At 49.2% G+C, this 17,849-nt stretch carries 17 protein-coding genes and 3 pseudogenes; 2 read left to right on the top strand and 18 right to left on the bottom strand.

Features of this window, described 5'->3' with window-relative positions; all coding sequences use genetic code 11:
- Positions 1–147 precede the first annotated feature (147 nt).
- The 18 genes and pseudogenes from JO226_RS16165 to merT all read right to left on the bottom strand — a co-directional run.
- Positions 148–213, bottom strand: a pseudogene (locus JO226_RS16165) (IS1 family transposase); the annotation flags it as partial.
- A gap of 204 nt (positions 214–417) precedes the next feature.
- Positions 418–2,448 (bottom strand): hypothetical protein, encoded by a 2,031-nt coding sequence (locus JO226_RS16160; protein ID WP_181562253.1) that lies wholly within the window; start codon positions 2,446–2,448, stop codon positions 418–420.
- Positions 2,449–2,453: 5 nt separating this feature from the next.
- Positions 2,454–3,644, bottom strand: coding sequence for a hypothetical protein (locus tag JO226_RS16155; protein WP_001618955.1), 1,191 nt, complete (start codon positions 3,642–3,644; stop codon positions 2,454–2,456).
- A gap of 20 nt (positions 3,645–3,664) precedes the next feature.
- A complete protein-coding gene (locus JO226_RS16150; protein ID WP_181562252.1) occupies positions 3,665–5,782 on the bottom strand; it encodes a hypothetical protein in 2,118 nt (705 codons plus the stop codon).
- Positions 5,783–5,786: 4 nt separating this feature from the next.
- On the bottom strand, positions 5,787–7,196 hold the full coding sequence (locus tag JO226_RS16145; protein WP_004189153.1) for an ABC transporter ATP-binding protein: 1,410 nt from the start codon (positions 7,194–7,196) through the stop codon (positions 5,787–5,789).
- Positions 7,186–7,998, bottom strand: a complete 813-nt coding sequence (locus tag JO226_RS16140) for an ABC transporter permease (RefSeq protein ID WP_064794870.1) — start codon at positions 7,996–7,998, stop codon at positions 7,186–7,188. Before JO226_RS16140 ends, JO226_RS16145 begins: the two co-directional genes overlap by 11 nt.
- A gap of 6 nt (positions 7,999–8,004) precedes the next feature.
- The gene (locus tag JO226_RS16135) at positions 8,005–9,150 is read right to left on the bottom strand and encodes a glycosyltransferase family 4 protein (RefSeq protein WP_065884108.1); all 1,146 of its coding nucleotides are present in this window, start codon (positions 9,148–9,150) and stop codon (positions 8,005–8,007) included.
- A gap of 237 nt (positions 9,151–9,387) precedes the next feature.
- Positions 9,388–9,615 (bottom strand): hypothetical protein, encoded by a 228-nt coding sequence (locus JO226_RS23350; RefSeq protein ID WP_350028925.1) that lies wholly within the window; start codon positions 9,613–9,615, stop codon positions 9,388–9,390.
- Positions 9,597–9,704, bottom strand: a pseudogene (locus JO226_RS16130) (IS5/IS1182 family transposase); the annotation flags it as partial. The gene JO226_RS23350 and the pseudogene JO226_RS16130, both read right to left, overlap by 19 nt.
- Positions 9,705–9,737: 33 nt before the next feature.
- Positions 9,738–12,710 (bottom strand): Tn3 family transposase, encoded by a 2,973-nt coding sequence (locus tag JO226_RS16125; RefSeq protein ID WP_293602891.1) that lies wholly within the window; start codon positions 12,708–12,710, stop codon positions 9,738–9,740.
- Between the two features lie 2 nt (positions 12,711–12,712).
- A complete protein-coding gene (locus JO226_RS16120) occupies positions 12,713–13,270 on the bottom strand; it encodes a recombinase family protein (protein ID WP_001162012.1) in 558 nt (185 codons plus the stop codon).
- A gap of 129 nt (positions 13,271–13,399) precedes the next feature.
- Positions 13,400–13,612, bottom strand: a complete 213-nt coding sequence (locus JO226_RS16115) for a DUF3330 domain-containing protein (RefSeq protein ID WP_000993245.1) — start codon at positions 13,610–13,612, stop codon at positions 13,400–13,402.
- Between the two features lie 65 nt (positions 13,613–13,677).
- Positions 13,678–13,914 (bottom strand): broad-spectrum mercury transporter MerE, encoded by a 237-nt coding sequence (gene merE / locus JO226_RS16110; RefSeq protein WP_001087807.1) that lies wholly within the window; start codon positions 13,912–13,914, stop codon positions 13,678–13,680.
- Positions 13,911–14,276, bottom strand: a complete 366-nt coding sequence (merD, locus tag JO226_RS16105) for a mercury resistance co-regulator MerD (protein ID WP_001277466.1) — start codon at positions 14,274–14,276, stop codon at positions 13,911–13,913. The genes merE and merD overlap by 4 nt, the downstream gene beginning before the upstream one ends.
- Positions 14,277–14,293: 17 nt before the next feature.
- Positions 14,294–15,979 carry a mercury(II) reductase gene (gene merA / locus JO226_RS16100; protein ID WP_000209296.1) on the bottom strand — a complete coding sequence of 562 codons (1,686 nt, stop codon included), beginning with the start codon at positions 15,977–15,979 and terminating at the stop codon, positions 14,294–14,296.
- A 38-nt stretch (positions 15,980–16,017) separates the two neighbouring features.
- The gene (merC, locus tag JO226_RS16095; protein WP_000522996.1) at positions 16,018–16,443 is read right to left on the bottom strand and encodes an organomercurial transporter MerC; all 426 of its coding nucleotides are present in this window, start codon (positions 16,441–16,443) and stop codon (positions 16,018–16,020) included.
- A gap of 27 nt (positions 16,444–16,470) precedes the next feature.
- Positions 16,471–16,746 carry a mercury resistance system periplasmic binding protein MerP gene (merP, locus tag JO226_RS16090; RefSeq protein ID WP_000732275.1) on the bottom strand — a complete coding sequence of 92 codons (276 nt, stop codon included), beginning with the start codon at positions 16,744–16,746 and terminating at the stop codon, positions 16,471–16,473.
- 15 nt (positions 16,747–16,761) lie between these two features.
- Positions 16,762–17,142: a mercuric ion transporter MerT gene (merT, locus tag JO226_RS16085; RefSeq protein ID WP_001294654.1), complete on the bottom strand. Its 381-nt coding sequence runs from the start codon at positions 17,140–17,142 to the stop codon at positions 16,762–16,764.
- 71 nt (positions 17,143–17,213) lie between these two features.
- Here merT and merR point away from each other — a divergent pair, with 71 nt between their 5' ends.
- Both merR and JO226_RS23345 read left to right on the top strand, forming a co-directional pair.
- A complete protein-coding gene (gene merR / locus JO226_RS16080; RefSeq protein ID WP_001166628.1) occupies positions 17,214–17,669 on the top strand; it encodes an Hg(II)-responsive transcriptional regulator in 456 nt (151 codons plus the stop codon).
- Positions 17,670–17,714: 45 nt separating this feature from the next.
- Positions 17,715–17,849 (top strand): annotated as a pseudogene (locus JO226_RS23345) (Tn3 family transposase); the annotation flags it as partial.

Raw genomic sequence — 17,849 nt, 5'->3', positions numbered from 1 at the left:
TGCACGGGCATATCAATATGCTGGGGCATTATACGTTTACGCTACCGGAGGATATTTTGAAGGGGGAACTGAGAGAACTAAATTTCAATTTAAACAATGAATTAACTTCTTAGCGTACGTTTTCGTTCCATTGGCTCTCAAACCCCTTTTACCGTTACGCACCACGCCTTCAGTAGCTGAGCAGGAGGGACAACTGATGGAGATGGAAGCCACGGGAGCACCTCAAAAACACCATCATACACTAAATCAGTAAGTTGGCAGCATCACCGGCTGATTCGATGTGTTTGCGGGAAAAAAATCGGCCCAGATCCGCGAAATTTTAATCAGCGAGTCAGCTTGGGAAGAAATGACCTGCTTATTCGCACCTTCCCTAACTTTAAAAAAAAAGCATCTGTCGATGCCCTGAATAAAAAGTAATTAATACTTGCGATAGAATTTTCTTTTATAAAAAACCGCAAGGTCAATCGTCAGTGCTAAAATGTATTTATTTAGCGAGGGCAGATTGTCTCTTTTACGTATGCCATCGCTCCATTGATTTGCTTTAATAAATTCAATCAATGCTGCACGGTTGTTTTTATTCCATAAAGAGCTTAATATCTCGAAGGTCGTGGGTACATGGTTTTTCTTAACGTATCCACCTAAGCCGAATGTTTCGTTATGATTTAAATTATTAAAAGCGTCAGTTAGAGATTTATTACTACCACTAATTAGCACATCCCAAATATTTAGGGCGTAGCCACGTACAACGTCGTGAGTAATGCCATAACTCAACACTGCAGCGGAGAAGGATTCCATACCGGCCAGGATCCCTTCTTGAAATGTTTTTGTGAAATTATGCCACGCGCTGTTTTCGTCGTCGTTAACACTGCGAATAGCGACTATCTTACCATTCTCCAGCCCATAGCCTGTTACGCTACCTGAAGGGGAGTTGGTAATCATTTCAATAGGAGCAACGGAATCAAGAAAATGAGGATACTCCAGTTGGTGATTCAAATCTGGGCCAAAAGCAACTTTTGATGTGTTTGATGGTTGCTCGTTGAGAAATTTCTGCAGGCCCAGATATATGCCGGTAAAATGAATATCAGGATAAAGAAGAGCAATATTATCGTGAATGGTGCCACGCCAGCCGACATCGACTACGCAAATACGCGCATTGATATCATCAGTTAGACCTTTTGTCGCAAAATAGTTCTTCAAAAGAGCTCTTTGCTGCATCACATGCTGCCAGAGCGTCTCTTTGAAACCAGAGTCGTCAAAAAGTTGCTGAATACGGCTGTCCTGCCATGGATATTGGATCTGTTCATCTGCAGGAATCCCATATTTGTCGATGAAACTCTGGAATGTTTCAGGGGCAACGTTAAGGGTCTTGAATAAAGAGCTAATGGACTGTGTGCTATATAAATTCCAAACACGCATCATCTCTTTTATGCTAATTTCTTGTAGAGACGGAGCGAAGGTAGCCAGACGGCTGACTTCTATAATATCGATTTCTGGTAACTTTATTTCTTTAATATTAGTCTTGAGATGACCAATCAAAATATTCATTGCTTTAATGAAAAACTCGCCTTCACGAGTGAAAAAGAGGATTTTTTCACTTTTTGATATGACGGCTTGTTCCAAAATTTTAAGGCAAAAACCAGCGATTAACGGAGTTGTTTTCAAGCCAAGCTGAAAATCAACTGATAAATCTTTAGATGCTGCATATTTATTAAGAATATTATTGGTGATCGTTTCCGTGAGATCTTCATTTTTATTCCAGAGAAACTCTTTTTGCTCACGCAGCTGATGCTGTTGGGCTGGGAGATACCGAATACTTTTTATACCTTTTGATGTCGGCATTTGCACATCGGACCATTCATTATCGCCAATATGTATCCAGTCAACGCCGGCTAACTGATATTTTTGTTGAATAAAATCGAAGAGACGTCCACTTCTCTTGTTCAGTCGCTCGTCAATTGAAGAAACGCCATCTGATATGACAGACTGATCCAATCCAGCGCTAACGAGTAACTCTGTTAAATCAGTGGATGAAGTATAAAAATCGGACAGAAAGATTGTCTTATCAGAGGGATATTGCGCAAGAAAGTCCTCAATACCTGGATCCAGATAGATGTGCTTCTTCTCTTGCTCAATTTCCCAGGAATATAGCTCATGTGCTATCGCTGGCGTATCATATTGCTCTGCAGAGATATAGTTTTCTACCCATTGAAGCATTACATCCTGAATGAGATACTCATCATCATAACCAAGATCTTTGTTTTTCTTACCAATTAAGCGCTCTGTTTCAACTCGCTTAGTAAATAGCTGGTCGACGGAATCAACATTGTGTAGCGAATGAAATTTAAGGAAAAAATAATATGCAGTTGACCGCTTTATGAAGTCTGGATGGCAATCACGACGCAGAATTGTATCCCATACATCAACAGTTTTGAGTTTAAATTTATTCATCTGGATTAATTCTTCAACTTAAAATAAAGCGCGCTTAAAGGTGTGCGCACAAATAACGGTAAACGTAGAGCAATTCTCTTTAACAGACTCTGATGCGCGAATGTTAACGTGTTGGCAATATCAGGTCTGGCAAGAGGGGCTTCAAACGGGGGCTTATTATACGATCGTGAAATCACTTCTGCTGTGTATGCCTGCTCGTTCATCACGCAGTTGAACGCTTTGTAAAAGCCTTCTGTTTCCGTTTCCAGGGTACGCCCATTCATAAACTTTTGACCAGCCGAGCTCATACTCGCGGCTAAATCAGCATCGTTTAGAATTTTCATAATACCGGCGGCAATACTTTCAGGTGTCTGTTTACACAACAGCATAGCATCTTCGCTAAAATCATAAAGATTGTTTTCTCGCCAGACTTCAACAACGGGAAGGCCTGCATTCATCATTTCAAAGGGGATGCGAGAGGGATTTGAAGAACTAATACAGAGTCCTACGGAGCATTTATTATATAGCTCATTACATTTCGGCAAATCTAATAAACCTAGATTTTCATGCTCGAACCAGAGATTATCATTAATTGATGAACCATAAAGATAAATTTTAACATCTGGCATGCAATGTTTAACTATACCTAAAGCCTCAATACCAATACGCGAACAACGTCGCGGTTTATCTGGCTGATAGATAAAGCAAACCGCTTTTTCTTTTTGAATGGTGGGAACGCGCTTATAGATATTATGATTCGCCCCAAATTCGAAGTGATAGCTTTCAACAGCAAAATCATTTTGCAGTTTATATCGTAACCAGCGCCCAATCGTAATTGGCTTTAAGCCGTAACAGTATGAATTTTCAGCCATCAGGTAAGCATCGCCCACCGGGTTGAAGTAAGCTTCAAAATCCTGAACGAAATATAAACGTTTACAATCAAATGGTAGAGCGGCCACGAATGGTGCAGAATACCATATTGTTGCAACTGCAGCATCACATGGTTGCGCATTATTCCAGTCATAAATGACGTCTTTAAATTTTAGACCAAATAATTTATGAATTACCTCTGCACCGCTTGTTTTGCCGCTTTTATCTTCAAGAAAAATTGTACATGTATGACCCATTTTTTCCAGATAAGCGGCATGTTGCAGCATTGTGCGGTGGCCGCCAGACCCTTCAATGAGTTGAGGTATAAACCAAGCAATATTAGCCATTATAACCTTTCACAATAGAATTATTTTATATTTAGCATGCGTAGTAGATGCCTTATTACAGGCGTGCTATTAATCTTACGCAGTATGGTATTTGCACGTTCTAGATCTGCAGAGAGCTGGGCAATATGGAGATCTTTTTCATCGATTAATGAAATTAATTTTATGTTTTGATTCTGTAATTCATCAACTTTCTGTTCCTTAGAGGAAACTTGACTATTTAAGTCAGTTACATTTTGAATTTGCTGCTGAATAGTTTTATTATTCTGCTCAATTAATTGATTTTGCTGAGCAGAGACCAGGTCACGCTCATCAATTAAATTTTTTTGCGTAAGAACAGTGCTGTCTCGCTCATCAATAAGGCGCTTCTGGTCGTGAATAGTTCTATCGCATTCATCAATTAAGCATTTTTGATCATGAATTGTTCTGTCACGCTCATCTATCATTTGCGACATATTATTTATTGCATTCATGCGTTCATGAAGCAAAGCCGACCAGGTGTTACCGTTGTCAAAATTTGCAATGTTGAATTTTCTGCCTGGTATGGCGTTTTTAATGTTGACCATCTTTATAAGCCAATCAAGAATATCATGGTAAATATAAAGCACAAAATTAAATGGTTGAGATATTTTCCCCACCAGTTCGTCAGGATGTTGATAAAGTAGCTGTATACCTCTTTTAATCCCTCTATCGACAATTATCTCGGCACAGGAGATTCTATTTAAAGAAATTAATATAACGGACTGAAGATAAAAGCTTTGTAAAATCTTCGTGCCGATAGAGGGGCTAAATTTATCAATGCTGGAGTTTGCTGCACGAGATAAATGGATTAACGCATTAGCTTTATCATTATTTTTGTTACAAATAAGACCTAAAAGTGTCGATAAAGATATGAGCCAACGATATTGATGTGGCGTAGGATTATCCATCTGCGACACATTTGAGCAGTAATCTAGCATTTTTGCGTAAATGTCAGCTGTATCATCACTGCCGCTTAGCATTTGATAACCTAATACTGCCAATGCAGCGGCATAATCGGGGCTGTCAGGAGCACTGTGCTCCAAAATCTGATGGCTATACTGCTGTAGATGATAAGTTGACCTATTCCTGAATGGGAATTCTACGATCCCGCGAATAAGCCACGGGTTAGTATAATCTCTGGCAAAAGCTAATAGGTTTTTTGGTGGATGCGAGTAGCCATAAATCGTTTCCTGATACGGAAGCTCTGACCTGGCTAAAGGGCTTTTCATAAAAACACATAATTCAGGAGAGAGTGTAATTTCCTCTCCCTGATGTATTTGAGTCTTTAAAAGGCCATGTTCATAAAATAAATAAACTTCAGGTTGTAAATTGTAATTACTTAATGTCTCAACTACAGTTTTATCTGTATGAAAACTAACGTACCTGCCAGCGGGCACTAGGTAAGATATAATGACTTTGAGTGCATTATTTAGTCCATCATCGGCATATTTATCAGTAATGAGAAAATGGTAGCCATTGCCATTTAGCTGAACACTTTTAATTTCATCCAATGAGTAAATTTCAACTTCAGATGCCTTGGTTTGTTCTGCAATAATATTTTTAATGTTTGTTATCGAATTTTTATTCTTAATGATTACAAGTACTCGATCCCCAGGACGTATGTAGGGAAAAGTATTTACAAGTTTTTTTTCAAAAATAGTCGTTTCTAAGATATTTTTGTCTGTCGAAACTACTGACTGACGTCTATAACTCAAAACTATCTTTAGGCTTTGATCATCCCGAAATTGTTCATCATAGCCAGGATTGAGCAAATAAAATACAGTGTCTATCGAATAACCAAGATTGTCAGTTATATTAATAAAATCCTGGAAACTCTGACCGTTTCCCTTTTCTACAAAGATATTAATAACGATTTTATTTACAAGCTGTCTTGCAGCGGTTCTGACAATCTTGGCATATTCATTAAAATTATTATCTTTATCATTGGTTAAAAGGAAATTAACTTTATTGCGGTTAAGAATATCTTTACACTGCGCCAGATCAGCGCAGTTGTGCACCTTATAACCCTTCTCTGCAATCAGGCCCTCAGTTTCTTTTGGGTAATTTTGTAATAAATACACCCCAGGCCCGAGATAATCAGTTATTGAAATATCATTCATCAACTTACCACTCTGCAGTCATCTTGAGATCCAGAATGCCACCAAAGAAATATTCATCACGCAGGACATTAACGTGAAAAAACGCGGCTTCATCACGCCAGTGTAAAATGCGCTGCGAAAAATAATTAGGTGTCCCCTCATAGGATATCGCCGCCTGTATTTCATATAGGTTTGTTCCTAAAGTACATTCAAATTCCATATCAACATAAAAACGCTCGCCTGCTTTAAACTCACGTTCCCAAAATTGGGGATCTTTAAGTTGATGGAAACGAACATACATGTCCTGGTTTAACGTTCCCCATGAATAAATTTTGACGCCTTCTTTATTGCGAATACGAATGCCAACGTTAATGTGGTTTATATCTTTATTTACTTTGCAATTAACACGAACTCTGATTTTATCACCAGGGTTAAAGGCATTGCTACGTTCACCAGAAGCCGTAAACAATTCAACATTTTCAACCTCTGCTTCACCTTCACCGAACGATAGTTTATCTGTACGAGAGGGCGAGGTTTCCTCTACAGCAGGGGTTTCAGCATTAGCACTAATTTCTATCTTAGCCGGCGCGGTGGGGGTTTGATTAATATCGCGAGTGGCGTCCGCGTGGGCAGCAACTTCCTCTGCTAACTGAGAAAAATACTTACTTTCTTCCCGGTGTAGTAAACGACGATATTCAAGTAAAACTTCTGATGATAAGCCAGTACTTAATTGCGTCCCACGATCGAGAAGAATAGCTCTGTTTGTTAAGGTACGCACGGACTCTTGATCGTGTGAAACAAACAGTAAAGTTACGCCATTGCTGGTTAATTTCTCAATTTGTTGGAAACAGCGCTTTTGAAAAAGTGCGTCGCCTACAGCAAGTGCTTCATCTACGATGAGAATATCTGGCTCTAATTGTACCTGAACGGCAAATGCAAGGCGCACCATCATTCCGCTGGAGTATGTTTTTACCGGCTGGTCGAGATGGGTTCCTATATCAGCAAAACCGGCAATAGCATCAAATTTTGCATCTATTTCTGCCCGCGATAATCCCAGAACGGCGCCGTTAAGATAGATGTTTTCCCTACCGGTAAACTCTGGGTTGAAACCGGAGCCTAATTCCAGGAGGGCAGCTATTCTTCCCTTGGTTTGTATCGTGCCCGTTGTTGGAGTTAGCGTGCCGGTGATTAGCTGTAGTAATGTACTTTTGCCAGAACCATTGCGTCCAATAATTCCCGCTGACTCACCTTTATTGATGGTAAAGTTGATGTTATTTAACGCCCAAAATTCGTTATAGTAGCGTTGTACAGGTTTCCCAACCATACTCTGGACTTTAGGTAAGAAAAACTGTTTTAACCTATCTCTGGGGTTTTGGTAAATGTTATAGCATTTGCTAATGTTACTTACGCTAATTGCAATGTTATCAGATGACATCGGCAAATCCTTTTTTTGTTTTTTGGAAAAATAAAAAACCTGCAGCACAGATAACTAAACCAATAAGCATATTAATTGCGAGCATGGTCCAGTTAGGCTCATTTCCCCAGTAAACAACTTTTCTTGCTTCTTCAATCATAAATGCCAGAGGATTCAACATTACAATTTTTTGGAAAACCACCGGTAATGCTGATAACGGATAAAATACGGGAGATAAAAACATTAATATTGTTACGATGATACTAATAGTTTGTGGCATATCACGAACAAAAACGCCCAGTGAGGCCAGGATCCAGCTTAATCCAAGTATAGAGAGCATAAGTGGAATAGTAATGACTGGCAGTAACAGGACAGTAAAATGAAGCTGATGCTTAAACACCAGTATTGCAATAAATAAGACTATGAGGCTAATGCTGGCATGAAATAAAGCAGCCAGCAGATTTACTATAGGTAATATCTCAATAGGGAAAACAACTTTTTTGACGAAGTTTACATTTGAGGTGATAAGGCTGGTTGACCTGTTAATACATTCTGCAAATAAGTTAAAAATAATCAGTCCGGTAAACAAAATGATTGCAAAATCTGCATGCCCGGCATCTGGACTGCTTCCCCAACGAGATTTGAATATAACCGAGAATACAAATGTGTAGACTGTTAACATCAATATGGGGTTGAAAAGTGACCATGCCAGACCAAGAAAGGATCCTTTATAGCGTCCCATAACGTCTCTTTTAGACATTTGCCAGATTAACTCGCGCTTCTGGATAATTATCTTCGAAATATTTACTAAAGTTCCAATCATTATTTTTTACCGCTTTGTTGTACTTAGTATTTTATTGTAAACACATAACGTTTTATCTATAACAATTTCTTTGCTGAATCTTTCTTTTACAATTTCGGCTGAGCGTAGGCCGAATTTTTTTCTTATTTCCATGTTATCTCTAAGATATTCAATTTTCTCCGCAATCTCACTAGCGCTATGTGTTTTTAGTACACATCCATTGAAATTATCTTTAATTATGGCTTTACAGCCGGGTACATTTCCGACAATGCAACTTCGGCCCATAGCACACGCTTCAATGATTATTCTTGGCACGCCTTCTGAATATTTAGTTGGCAAAATCACGACATGGCTATTTCTGATTAAATTTTGGATGTCATCTCTTCGACCTAACCAAATGATTTTTCCTTCTTTTTCCCATTGCAAAATTTGATCTAATTCAATTCTATCCGGATCTTTGTCATCGAGAATTCCCGCAACGTATAAGGTTGTGTTATTTTCATTTTGTTTAACCTTACCGATGGCCTCGACTACTTCACCGAGCCCCTTTGACCATAGCAAACGGCTGGCAAATAATACCGAGAAATTATTCTGAGTTGGTTCTGGCTGATAACTAAAGCGAAACCTGTCTACCCCGGCTCCTTCAATGATGTGGATGTTATTTTCATCAAATTTAATATATTTACTCAGCTCAGCAAAGTCAGCATTATGCTCAAATATTACTTGCGCTGGGCTTTTTGCTGATAGCAAAAGACTATAAATTGACAGTACTGAGTTGAAAATGAATTTATTCAACCAACCTCGTTTATTGCCAAACAATCTCCCTAATCCCACAAAGCTCACGACAAAAGGGATGCCTGCAACCCGGGCATACAATCCACCAAAAAGGATTGGTTTTATAGTAATTAGATGAATAAGATCGGGTTTAATTTGCTTACAGATCTTTCTAAATGCAGTGAATATTGAAATGTTTTTAAACACATTTTTAGAAAATCTGTTAAGCTCAATATCCCAACATTTTATACCTTTTTTTTCCAGGTTATTTTTGATGGCGTCATCAGCAAAATTACTTACAAGATGAACTTCATACCCTTTGCTAATTGCCGCTTCTGACCGGTCCAACCAATGCAGTTCGAAGTACCACGCTGCATTGACAAAATACACTATCCTCATACCATTCCTCAACAACCCGCGAGATGGTCAATCACGGCTTACTACATGTAATGTAGGCACGCTACCGCCCTTGGCTCTGGCTGCCAAAGGGCGAAACTCTTGTTTTGTCAGGTGTATTGACGGCCAGGCTACTGACCGCTGCAACTACCCTAAGCCTAACACTCCCATTGCAGCGTAGCACACCACCCCGATAGCTAAGGCTGCCCCATATAATAAAGGATCTATCCTCTTTTTTCATTACAATAACTCCTTCCCAACAGGAGCGCCGAAAGAAATTTCCTCATGAATATTTTCGTTAGGGAAGGTGCGAATAAGCAGGTCATTTCTTCCCAAGCTGACTCGCTGATTAAAATTTCGCGGATCTGGGCCGATTTTTTTCCCGCAAACACATCGAATCAGCCTATTTAGGCTATTTTTTCCACCATTTCTGGCGTTATTTCCGGTTTTTACTGAGATCTCTCCCACTGACGTATCATTTGGTCCACCCGAAACAGGTTGGCCAGGGTGAATAACATCGCCAGTTGGTTATCGTTTTTCAGCAGCCCCTTGTATCTGGGGTCGTCTCAGAAAACGGAAAATAAAGCACGCTAAGCCGGTGGCAGCGGTCGCAATGGCCTAAACTTCCCCGCACCGACCTTGGCGCTGCTGCGCCATAGGTAATCGCCGGTCAGGTTGATGTGCTCCCACCCCAGCGGCGACAGATATTGCAACAATGTGTCGTCCAGCGCCGTGCCGTTGCCACGCAAAGCACTGGTGGCACGCTCCAGATATACCGTGTTCCACAACACGATGGCCGCCGTCACCAGATTGAGGCCGCTGGCCCGGTAGCGCTGCTGCTCAAAACTGCGGTCGCGGATTTCACCCAATCGGTAGAAGAAGACCGCCCTGGCCAGCGCGTTGCGCGCCTCGCCCTTATTCAGCCCCGCATGGACGCGGCGGCGCAGCTCCACGCTTTGCAGCCAATCCAAAATGAACAGCGTGCGCTCGATGCGCCCCAGCTCGCGCAACGCCACGGCCAAGCCGTTCTGGCGCGGGTAGCTGCCGAGTTTGCGCAGCATCAGCGAAGCCGTTACCGTGCCTTGCTTGATGGAGGTGGCCAGCCGCAGAATTTCATCCCAATGGGCGCGTATTTGCTTGATGTTCAGCCTGTCGCTGCTAATCATCGGCTTGAGCGCGTCATAGGCGGCATCGCCCTTGGGGATGAATAGCTTGGTTTCGCCCAAGTCACGGATACGCGGCACGAAGCGAAATCCCAGCAAATGCATCAAGCCAAACACGTGATCGGTGAAGCCTGCCGTGTCGGTGTAGTGTTCCTCGATGCGCAAGTCCGACTCGTGGTACAGCAGGCCATCAAGCACGTAAGTTGAATCACGAATGCCCACGTTGACCACCTTGGCACTGAAGGGCGCGTACTGGTCGGAGATATGGGTGTAGAAAGTCCGTCCTGGACTGCTTCCATACTTCGGGTTGATATGACCAGTGCTTTCTGCTTTGCTGCCGGTTCTGAAGTTCTGGCCGTCCGACGATGACGTGGTGCCGTCACCCCAGTTGCCGGCGAAGGGTTGCCGAAACTGCGCATTCACCAGCTCGGCCAGCGCCGTCGAATAGGTTTCATCGCGGATGTGCCAGGCTTGCAGCCAAGACAGCTTGGCGTAGGTGGTGCCAGGGCAGGACTCGGCCATTTTGGTCAGACCCAGGTTGATCGCGTCGGCCAGGATCGTCGTCAACAGCAAGGTTTTGTCCTTGGCCGTGTCGCTGGTCTTCAGGTGTGTGAAGTGGCGGGTGAAGCCCGTCCATTCATCGACCTCCATCAGCAACTCGGTGATTTTGAGGTGCGGCAGCAGCATAGCTGTCTGGTCGATCATGGCTTGCGCGGCGTCTGGTACTGCCGCGTCCAGCGGCGTGATCTTCAGGCCTGACGCGGTGGTGATGATGGCATCCGGTAAGTCGTTGGCCGCAGCCATGCGGTTGACTGTGGCGAGTTGCGCCTCCAACAATTCCAACCGGTCATGCAGGTATTGGTCGCAGTCGGTGGCCACTGCCAGCGGCAATTCGCTGGCCAGCTTGAAAGTGGCGAACTTCTCGACCGGCACCAGGTATTCGTCGAAGTCCTTGAACTGGCGAGAACCCTGCACCCAGACATCACCGGAGCGCAGCGCGTTCTTCAGCTCCGACAGGGCGCATAACTCGTAGTAACGCCGGTCGATGCCGTCGTCGGTCAGAACCAGCTTTGCCCAGCGCGGCTTGATGAATGCGGTTGGCGCATCGGCGGGCACCTTGCGCGCGCTGTCGCTGTTCATGCCGCGCAGCATGTCGATGGCATCGAGCACACCCTTGGCGGCGGGCGCAGCCCGCAATTTGAGCACGCCCAGGAACTGCGGCGCGTAGCGGCGTAGCGTGGCATAGCTTTCACCGATGTGGTGCAGGAAATCAAAGTCGGCAGGCCGCGCCAATGTTTGCGCTTCGGTGACGCTGGCGGCGAAGGTGTCCCAGGGCATAACGGCCTCGATGGCGGCGAACGGATCGCTGCCGCTTTGCTTGGCCTCAATCAACGCTTGACCGATGCGCCCATACATCCGCACCTTGTCGTTGATCGCCTTGCCGGAAGCCTGGAACTGCTGCTGATGCTTGTTCTTGGCCGCGTTGAACAGCTTGCCGATGATGCGATCGTGAAGGTCGATGATTTCATCGGTGACGGTGGCCATGCCTTCGATGGCCAGCGCTACCAGCGTGGCATAGCGTCGTTGCACCTCGAACTTTGCCAGATCAGCAGGCGTCATCTGGCCACCTTCACGAGCGATTTTGAGCAGGCGGTTCTGGTGAACCTGCCGCTCGATGCCTGCGGGCAGATCAAGTGCTTGCCAGGATTTCAGGCGCTCAATATGTTCGAGCATGTGGCGAGAGTTCGGTTTGGCAGGCGACTGGCGCAGCCATGCCAGCCACGTCACTTTACTGCCGTCCTTGCGCTTGAGAAGTTCGTCCAGGCGCTGACGGTGGGGTGATAACAAAGAATCGGTCAGCGCCGCGTAAATGCGTCGGTTGGCACGGGTGATGGCCTCGGCGCTTGCGCGCTCGATGGCATTCATGGCGGGCAGGATAATGCTCTGCCGCCGCAGATTCTCGACAAGTGCGCTCGCCAGCACGATGCCTTTGTCGGTCTGCAAGGCCAGCTCGGTCAATGTATGCACGGCTTGCCGATAGTGGCTCATGGTGAAGGGCTTGAACCCAAAAACCGTTTGCAGCTCGACCAAGTGCTCCCGCCGTGTCTGTTCGCGCTGGCCGTACTCGCTCCAACTTTCCACTGGCATCTTGAGTTGCGCGGCCACCATGCGCAACAGGGGCGGAAACGGAGGCTCATCGACGCCCAAAAAGGTGCCAGGGAATCGCAAGTAGCAAAGCTGCACAGCGAAGCCCAATCGATTCGCGGCGCCGCGACGCTGACGGATCACCGACAGGTCGGTTTCGTTGAACGTGTAGTGCCGTATCAGTTCGTCTTTGGCATCTGGCAGTGCCAGCAGGCTTTCGCGCTCGGTGGCGGACAGGATTGAGCGGCGTGGCATGGTCAGTCTTCCCGCAGGTACTGGTACAAGGTTTCGCGGCTGATGCCGAAGTCACGGGCCACCAAGGTTTTTTGGTCGCCTGCCGCAACTCGCCGTTTCAACTCGGCAATTTGTTCGCTGTTCAGCGATTTCTTTCGTCCCCGGTAGGCACCGCGCTGCTTGGCCAGCACGATTCCCTCGCGCTGACGTTCGCGGATCAGGGCGCGCTCGAACTCAGCGAAGGCTCCCATGACCGACAGCATCAGATTGGCCATCGGTGAGTCCTCGCCGGTGAACTTCAGCCCTTCTTTGACGAACTCCATGCGCACGCCCCGTTGTGTCAGCCCTTGGACGATGCGGCGCAGGTCATCAAGGTTGCGTGCCAGCCTGTCCATGCTATGCACCACCACGGTGTCGCCCTCGCGGACGAAGGCCAGCAGCCTTTCCAGCTCGGGACGCTGGGTGTCCTTGCCAGAAGCCTTGTCGGTGAACACCCGCGCCACCTGAACACCCTCCAATTGCCGTTCCGGGTTCTGGTCGAAGCTGCTGACGCGGACATAGCCGATGCGTTGACCTTGCAAGATGCCTCCAAAGACAAAAGTGTCAGGATGAAATCTATTACCTTTGACGGAATATGTCAATCAATAGGAAATTTAACTCTATTCTGACATCGTTTGCACATGGCATCTGACATCAAGTTAGGGTATGCCTCAATCTGACGGCTGCGAACCGCCAGGGACAGGCGCAATGTCAGATTCTGTCGCGGCCTTGGCGCGTGCCTGGAAGCGTTCATAGCAATCCAGCCCGCAGAAATGTTCGACGTATTCCGCGCCTTCCGGGGTGAAGGCGGCATCGAGCGGAATTTCTTTGCAGCATACGCAGCAGGTGGTGCAACTGGCAGTGTTCGGGGCGTTTGCGTTCATGGTGGTACTCCTCCAGATTGGTAGCGAAGCTCAAAGCTGCCCACTCTCGGCTGGCTGGGAAGCGGTCATGATCTTCCCTTGAAGGCCCGCAGCAGCCGCGTCACAGACAGGACAAACAAGCCGGTCAGCGTGAGGGCTGCAATACCCCAGTGCTCCCCGATGAACGCGCCGGCCGTCGTGCCGGCTAGCACAATGGCGAGAATCGGCAAATGGCAGGGACAGGTGAGCACGGCCAGCGCGCCCCACAAGTAGCCGGTGATCGGTTTGTGCGTCTCAGACGGCAAGTGCTCTGGGCTGTTCATGGCAGACTCTCCGCGTGCTGTGCCGGTTCGGTTGGCATGGCGGCCAGTTGCATTTCGAGGCTGGCCAGGGCCTCGCGCCGACGCTCGACGAGTTGCCGCAACACGGCAAGCTGCGCAGACGCACCGTCACCGTCCGCAGCATCCAGCGCCCGGCACAGCCGCGCCAGTGCGTCCAGGCCGATACCCGCTTCGAAGGCAGCCCGTACAAAGCGCAGCCGTTGCAACGCGGTGTCATCGAACAAGCCGTAGCCGCCCGTGGTGTACGCGACCGGCCGTAGCAATCCGCGCAGCAGGTAGTCGCGCACGATATGCACGCTCACCCCGGCATCAAGGGCCAGCCGGGACACTGTGTAGGCGCTCATTGAACACCTCCTTTTCCTCATCCGGCGCAGCACGAAAGCTGCTTCACGTCCTTGCTGAAGGTCTGCGCCGCGAGCTTCAGCCCTTCGACCATGGTCAGGTAGGGGAACAATTGGTCGGCCAGTTCCTGCACGGTCATACGGTTGCGAATGGCGAGCACCGCCGTCTGGATCAGTTCACCCGCTTCCGGGGCCACCGCTTGCACGCCGATGAGCCGTCCGCTACCTTCCTCGATGACCAGCTTGATGAAGCCGCGTGTGTCGAAGTTGGCAAGCGCACGCGGCACGTTATCCAGTGTTAGCAGGCGACTGTCGGTCTCGATCCCGTCGTGATGTGCTTCCGCCTCGCTGTAGCCCACGGTGGCGACCTGCGGGTCGGTGAACACCACGGCCGGCATTGCGGTCAGGTCCAGGGCCGCATCGCCGCCAGTCATGTTGATCGCCGCACGAGTGCCGGCCGCTGCCGCCACATAGACGAACTGCGGCTGGTCGGTGCAGTCGCCGGCCGCGTAGATGTTCGGGCTACTGGTGCGCATGCCCTTGTCGATGACGATGGCCCCCTGCGCATTGACGGCTACCCCCGCCGCTTCCAATGCCAGGCTGCGCGTGTTCGGTGTCCGGCCGGTGGCGACCAGCAGCTTGTCGGCGCGCAATTCACCGTGCGTGGTGGTCAGCACGAATTCACCGTCCATATGGGCGACCTGGCTGGCTTGCGTGTGCTCCAGCACCTCGATGCCCTCGGCACGGAAAGCGGCTGTCACCGCCTCGCCGATGGCCGGGTCTTCACGGAAGAACAAGGTATTGCGCGCCAGGGCCGTGACCTTGCTGCCCAGCCGGGCAAAGGCTTGCGCCAGCTCCAGCGCCACCACCGACGAGCCGATTACGGCAAGGCGTTCGGGAATGGTGTCGCTCGCCAGGGCCTCGGTGGAAGTCCAGTAGGGTGACTCTTTCAAGCCCGGAATCGGCGGGACCGCCGGGCTGGCACCCGTGGCGACCAGGCAGCGGTCGAACATCACGACGCGCTCGCCACCCTCGTTCAAACTAACGATAAGGCTCTGGTCGTCCTTGAAACGCGCTTCACCGTGCAGAACGGTGATGGCTGAATTGCCGTCCAGGATGCCTTCGTACTTGGCATGACGGAGTTCTTCGACACGGGCCTGCTGCTGGGCCAGCAGCCGCTCGCGCAAGATCGTCGGCGGTGTGGGTGGCATGCCGCCGTCGAATGGGCTTTCCCGGCGCAGATGGGCGATGTGGGCGGCGCGGATCATGATCTTGGACGGCACACAACCGACGTTGACGCAGGTGCCGCCGATGGTGCCGCGCTCAATCAGCGTGACCTGCGCGCCTTGCTCGACGGCCTTCAGTGCTGCCGCCATCGCGGCTCCACCGCTACCAATGACGACGACCTGCAACGGGCGTTCGTTGCCACTGGGCTTATCAGCGGCCCCTATCCAGCCGCGCATCTTGTCGAGCAGGCCGGCGCGGTTGTCCGTCGGTGGCGCATCGGCAAGCGTTGCCTCGTAGCCCAGTCCGGCCACGGCGGTAGTCAGCGCATCCGATGACGTGCCCGCCTCAATGGCGAGTTGCGCTGTGCCCTTCGGATAGGACACCAGCGCCGATTGCACGCCGGGCACTTTCTCCAAGGCTTCCTTGACGTGAGCCGCGCACGAGTCGCAGGTCATCCCGGTGATTTTCAGGGTGGTCATGTATTTTTCCTTTTCTGTGGTGGCTACGGCTGTTGCCGTCAGCCACGTTGTTCTGGCAATTCACAGCTGTCCGGCCCGCAGCGGCGATGTGCTGGCGAGATGAAATCCCAGACCGACACCCCAACCATCAAGGCCAGGCCGACATAGAGCAGTCCACCGCTCTGCCAGCCGTAAGCCCGCATTAAAAACACCGCTGCCAGCACCAAGATCGGGCCTATCGTGCCGAGCGCCGTGCGTCGCCACTGTCGATGATTGAGCCAAGCGATAGCATTGGCGAGTAACGCGATGCCGGCGAACATCGGCAGCAGGATGCCAATGAATAGCCCCTCGTACTGGCTCAAGAAGCCCAGTCCGATGGCCGCGCCAAAGCTGGCGATGGCAGGAAAACAGGCGGCGCAGCCCATCGCGGAAACGACGCTGCCGAGCGCGCCGGTTTTGCCAGCGATGCGCGTGATGAGTCCCATGTGTCGCTCCCGAGTTCGGTTAACGGATCAGCGTTTGAGGCTGGACGGATAGCCCGCGTCCTCGGTCGCCTTGGTCAACTTCTGGACGTTGGTCTTGGCATCGTCGAAGGTGACGACGGCCTGGCGCTTGTCGAAACTTACGTCGGTCTTGCTCACGCCCTCAACCTTGGAAAGCGCGTGCTTGACAGTGATCGGGCAAGAGGCGCAGGTCATGCCAGGCACGGACAGCGTGACGGTCTGGGTGGCGGCCCACACGGGGGCAACAACGGCAGCGAGGGCGAGGGCGGCAAACAGTTTTTTCATGATGAACTCCTGTGATTAATAGAAAAATGGCATGACGTAGGGAAATCCGAGCGAGACCAGGACCAGCGCGGCCACGATCCAGAAAATGAGCTTGTAAGTAGCTCGCACTTGGGGAATCGCGCAGACCTCACCCGGTTTGCAGGCTTGCGCCGGGCGGTAGATGCGCCGCCAGGCGAAAAACAGCGCGACCAGCGCTGCGCCGATGAAGATCGGGCGATAGGGTTCCAGCACCGTCAGGTTGCCGATCCATGCCCCGCTGAACCCCAAGGCGATCAAAACCAGCGGCCCCAGGCAGCAGGCCGACGCAAGAATGGCGGCCAGCCCACCGGCGAAGAGCGCGCCGCGCCCGTTTTGTGGTTCAGACTTTTGTGGTTCAGACTTTTGTGGTTCAGACATACGCTTGTCCTTTCAAATTTGGTTTGGATAGCTTAAGCTTACTTCCGTAGTTATGTACGGAGTCAAGCGATATGCAAATTAATTTTGAGAATCTGACCATTGGCGTTTTTGCCAAGGCGGCCGGGGTCAATGTGGAGACCATCCGGTTCTACCAGCGCAAGGGCCTGCTGCCGGAGCCAGACAAGCCCTATGGCAGCATTCGCCGCTATGGCGAGGCGGATGTAACACGAGTGCGGTTCGTGAAATCGGCCCAGCGGCTGGGCTTTAGCCTGGACGAAATCGCCGAGCTACTGCGGCTGGAGGATGGCACCCATTGCGAGGAAGCCAGCGGCCTGGCCGAGCACAAGCTCAAGGATGTGCGCGAGAAGATGGCCGACTTGGCACGCATGGAGGCCGTGCTGTCTGAACTGGTGTGCGCCTGCCATGCGCGGAAAGGGAACGTTTCCTGCCCGCTGATTGCGTCACTGCAAGACGGAACGAAGCTCGCTGCATCGGCGCGGGGGAGTCACGGGGTGACTACGCCTTAGCGTGCTTTATTTTCCGAATTCTGAGACGACCCCTACCAGTTTTCCCCCCGGCTTGCCGATGCCGGTGAAGCGGTATTCTGGCGAGTGGATAAATCGGCAAATTACGGTGCACTGGACGAACTGGCACGTGGTTGTGCCGATCTGTCGAAAGCCGAGGATCAGTGGGATGAGATGATGCGA

The organism is Pluralibacter sp. (assembly GCF_019237635.1).
Taxonomy (GTDB): domain Bacteria; phylum Pseudomonadota; class Gammaproteobacteria; order Enterobacterales; family Enterobacteriaceae; genus Enterobacter_B.
This window is presented reverse-complemented; position numbering and strand designations above follow the sequence as displayed.